The sequence below is a fragment of the Stenotrophomonas pictorum JCM 9942 genome, assembly GCF_001310775.1.
Classification (GTDB): Bacteria; Pseudomonadota; Gammaproteobacteria; order Xanthomonadales; family Xanthomonadaceae; genus Stenotrophomonas; species Stenotrophomonas pictorum.
This window is the reverse complement of the sequence record NZ_BAZI01000285.1, coordinates 1-3,439: the sequence shown is the minus strand read 5'-3', so window position 1 is coordinate 3,439 and position 3,439 is coordinate 1. Positions and strand designations below refer to the sequence as shown.

The 3,439-nt window shown below is 65.1% G+C and carries 4 protein-coding genes and 1 pseudogene; 3 read left to right on the top strand and 2 right to left on the bottom strand.

Annotated elements, in window-relative coordinates:
• The 3 genes and pseudogenes from JCM9942_RS20775 to JCM9942_RS12450 form a co-directional block, all read left to right on the top strand.
• Positions 1-324 (top strand): annotated as a pseudogene (locus JCM9942_RS20775) (phosphatase domain-containing putative toxin); the annotation flags it as partial.
• A 13-nt stretch (positions 325-337) separates the two neighbouring features.
• Positions 338-487 carry a protein-tyrosine phosphatase family protein gene (locus JCM9942_RS19135; protein WP_157722916.1) on the top strand — a complete coding sequence of 50 codons (150 nt, stop codon included), beginning with the start codon at positions 338-340 and terminating at the stop codon, positions 485-487.
• A gap of 88 nt (positions 488-575) precedes the next feature.
• A complete protein-coding gene (locus JCM9942_RS12450) occupies positions 576-983 on the top strand; it encodes a hypothetical protein (protein WP_054660039.1) in 408 nt (135 codons plus the stop codon).
• A 63-nt stretch (positions 984-1,046) separates the two neighbouring features.
• Here JCM9942_RS12450 and JCM9942_RS12445 read toward each other — a convergent pair whose 3' ends face one another.
• Together JCM9942_RS12445 and JCM9942_RS12440 are read right to left on the bottom strand one after the other, a co-directional pair.
• A complete protein-coding gene (locus JCM9942_RS12445; RefSeq protein ID WP_158499985.1) occupies positions 1,047-2,975 on the bottom strand; it encodes an esterase/lipase family protein in 1,929 nt (642 codons plus the stop codon).
• Positions 2,976-2,995: 20 nt separating this feature from the next.
• On the bottom strand, positions 2,996-3,439 hold a 444-nt coding region (locus tag JCM9942_RS12440), incomplete at its 5' end, for a lipoprotein N-acyltransferase Lnb domain-containing protein (protein ID WP_157722915.1).

Sequence of the window (3,439 nt, the reverse complement as noted above, 5' to 3'; positions counted from 1 at the left end):
CCGGCCACCCCCACGCGGCGGGGCCCGACCGGCTTCCACTGGCTGGTGCCAGGCAAGCTGGCGGGCTGTCCGATGCCCGGCGTGGTGTTCGCCATGGATCACGATCTGGCACTGCTGCGCGGCATGGGCATCAGCGTGCTGGTCAATCTGACCGAACGCGAGATGCCGGCCGAACTGCTGGCCCCGCACGGCTTGCGCAGTTACCACCTGGGCATTCGCGATCGCGGTGCACCGCCATTGCTATGGGCCAAACTGCTGCTGGCCAAGATCGAAGTGATGTTGCGCGAAGGCGAGGTCGTCGCCGTGCATTGTCTGGCGGGACTGGGCCGCACCGCTGGTGCTCGCGGCGTGGCTGATCCGCGAAGGACTGACCGCCGAAGAGGCACTGCGCCGGCTGCGCACCATCGAACCGGGCTTCGTGCAATCACAGGAGCAGGAAGACCTGCTTCACGCACTGGAAGAAAACCTGCTGATCCGCGCCTGCTGATCGGTATCTGTTGTCCTCAACTCCCCCGGCAACCGGACCGCACCGCGGTCTGGCGCCCTTCTCTTTCCCTCCCCCAGGAATCACCCCGATGTCTCTCGACAGCACCCTGCAACACTCCGTCGCCTCCATCCCCGAATGCGTGGCCGCCGGCTACGTCGATATCAGCTCCGGCATGCTGCTGTCGGTCAAGACCGTGGATTCGCATCCGCGCGAAGTGCTGGACCTGGTCGCCGCGGCCACCGCCGACCTGTACCAGGGCCCGAACATCCGCAGCATCGAGCAGATGTTCCGCCGCGCACGCGGCCTGCAGGAGCAGGAAGGCGCGCACTACTTCCAGGAAATCATCGTCAACAGCGAAAACCTGATCCACATCTTCATGCGTGGCAAGCGCTACCCGGACTACGTGATGGTGTTCGTCTGCCGCCGCACCGCCAACCTCGGTATGGCCCTGACCCGCTCGCGTCTGGCGATGCCGGGGATCGAAGCGGAAATCTGAAACACCAAGGCCACCTGTCGGTGGCCTTTTCGATTGCGCGGCACGGGCCTGGGATTACACCGCTCAGTGCAGCGGCACACCATCGACCTGGTGCAGGTCCTCGCGCAGGATACGGCGCACTTCCAGCACCGCCTCGGGCGTTTCCTGCACGCTGTGCCCGGACACGATCACCTTCTCCGACAACGCGCCATCCAGATGCGCGCTCCAGTACGGCACCAGACCATCGTCCGAGTCGGCCGTGGCCACCTCGGCTTTACGCTTGGCGATGATGGAGTGGTACTTCAGGCCAGGCACCATCGGCAACGCCGAAGAGAATTCGATAAACGGATCACTGGCCTTGAGGTTGTCGATGCTGTTGCTGATGCGCGGCTCCCTGGGCTTCCCGCCGTCTTCCTCCGGGTTCTGCAAGGCCATGAACGCATCACCGAATGCGCCGAGGAGGGTCAGCGGCAGCCGCACCAGTTTGCCGATCATGCGTCCCAGACGATTACCGGCCGCATCGGTTCCCCTGTGCGGGGCCGCCAGGAAAATCGCGCGCTGCACGTTGGGCTGTGGGGTGAAGTGCATCACCGGCCCCAGCTTGGCCTCCACCCGCTTCAGGCGCTCACCGCGCAGGTTGTAGCGTTCCACCGTGTCCTTCCACAACACCTCGCCCGAATCACTGAGCATCAGCCGTGCGAGCACACCGCCCATGCTGTGGCCGATGAACACCATGTCATGCGACGCGGCGGCCGTGGCCTTCGGATCGAAATTACGCAGCGTGCGGTTGAAGGCGTTGCTGATGGTGTAGCGGTTCAAGGCGAGCGGCGCGTTGGTCGGGTAGTACACCGACCACACCTGGTAGTGCTTGCGCATCTGCGGATCCCCCATGATCTCGTTGGCCAGGTTCACCCAGGCCTCCGGACTGCTGGCCAGGCCGTGCAGCATGAAGATGATGCGCCGGTCCGGGTCGTAGGGCTGCATCAGGTAGATATGCGGCTCGCGGATGCCCTCGCCGCGGCCGAACAGTGTGCGCAGCGACTCGGTGGCAAACCCCGACTGGGCAAGCCACAGTCCATAGGCAGCGGTGAAATTGGCCGCCAGCGGCACCTCCTGCCCGTGCAGGGTGATGCTGGTGGTGATGTCGGGCGAATACGCCTTGAGCTGGATCGTGCGCGTGGCCAGCACCTGCTCGAGCGTATCGCCTTCGAAGTTCAGCACGGCGGTGGCATTGAGCGCCGGCATTTCGCTGTAGACCGGCAACTCCACTTTCTCGCCTTCCAGCGGGACCGCCAGCGGCGGCGACTCCATCACCACCACCAGCTCCGCACCAAAGCCGTCGCGGCGATAGGAACTGCGCAGGCCGGCAAAGCTCACCGACGAGGCCGCCACCAGCTGTTTGGGAACGCTGCGCAGGTTGAGCTGGTCAAGCGTGGTGCGGATGGTCCAGCGATCCACCTGCACCGGGCGCAGGAAATCCTCCCCCTCCAGCGCGCGCGTGCGGACACGCTGGAACACCACCGACGCGGTCTGCTCGGCCGCATGGTTGTAATAGTCACGCACCTGCGTGAGCCGGTCCTCCAGCGCCCTCTGCGCGGGCGTACGACCACTGAAGAACAGGTAGGCGTAGGAATAACGCGCGGTCTCCAGCCATGCATCCAGCGCATTGGCCTGCAACTGCACCGGCTCGCCGCCCTTGGCCTGGGGTGTGAGCGCCAGCGCCTCCTGCATCCACAACTCGGCCAGGGTCGACAGCCGCTGTTCGGTATGCAGCCCTTCGTTGTCGGCCACCCGTTGCCGGCACACCGGCAGATCCTTGCCGCATTCGCCGGCGGTCTGCCCGATCACCGCCAGCGCTTCCTGCGACAACGCACTCAACCGGCCACTGTTGAGGATGTCGTCGCGCTTGAGCATCACATAGTCGGTGCTGCTCACCGACTTCATCTTCACCATCGCACAGCCGCTGGACAGCAGCAGTGCCATCCCCGCCATGATCGGCAGCAGCCGACGCATTCCAGTCAGCCGCGGTGGGTTCATTGCAGGGCTCCAGCAATTCCGATGCCGGGCACGCCGGCGCGTATGCGGCTTGAGAAATCGGCAGCATCACCGCTGTCGCGGGCGCGCTGCGTGATCCGCCCCAGTTGCTGCAGCCGTTCCAGGGAGACGCCCGGTGTCAGCCCGCCGACATCGGCGACATACCCGGCCAGATAGCCGGACAACAGCAGCCGGTAATCCAGTGGCAGACCCGGCACGATCCGGCGCATCAACTCATACACCACGGTGGTGCAGTTGCTGGTCAGCGAGTTGTAGAAGCGCGGCGCCTGCTGCAGCTGCTGCGCGGTGGCGACATAGGCCCCCAGCAGATCGCGCAACTTGTCCGGACCCAGGCCATGCAGGCGGTACAGATAGACATCTTCGCCACGCACGTTGCTGCGCACCCGCACGATATCGCGCTCATCCGCGGCTACCAGCACGGC

Coding starts and splice junctions, on each gene's coding strand:
- JCM9942_RS12450 (WP_054660039.1), top strand. CDS start 576: ATGTCTCTCGACAGCACCCTGCAACACTCCGTCGCCTCCATCCCCGAA.
- JCM9942_RS12445 (WP_158499985.1), bottom strand. CDS start 2,975: ATGCGTCGGCTGCTGCCGATCATGGCGGGGATGGCACTGCTGCTGTCC.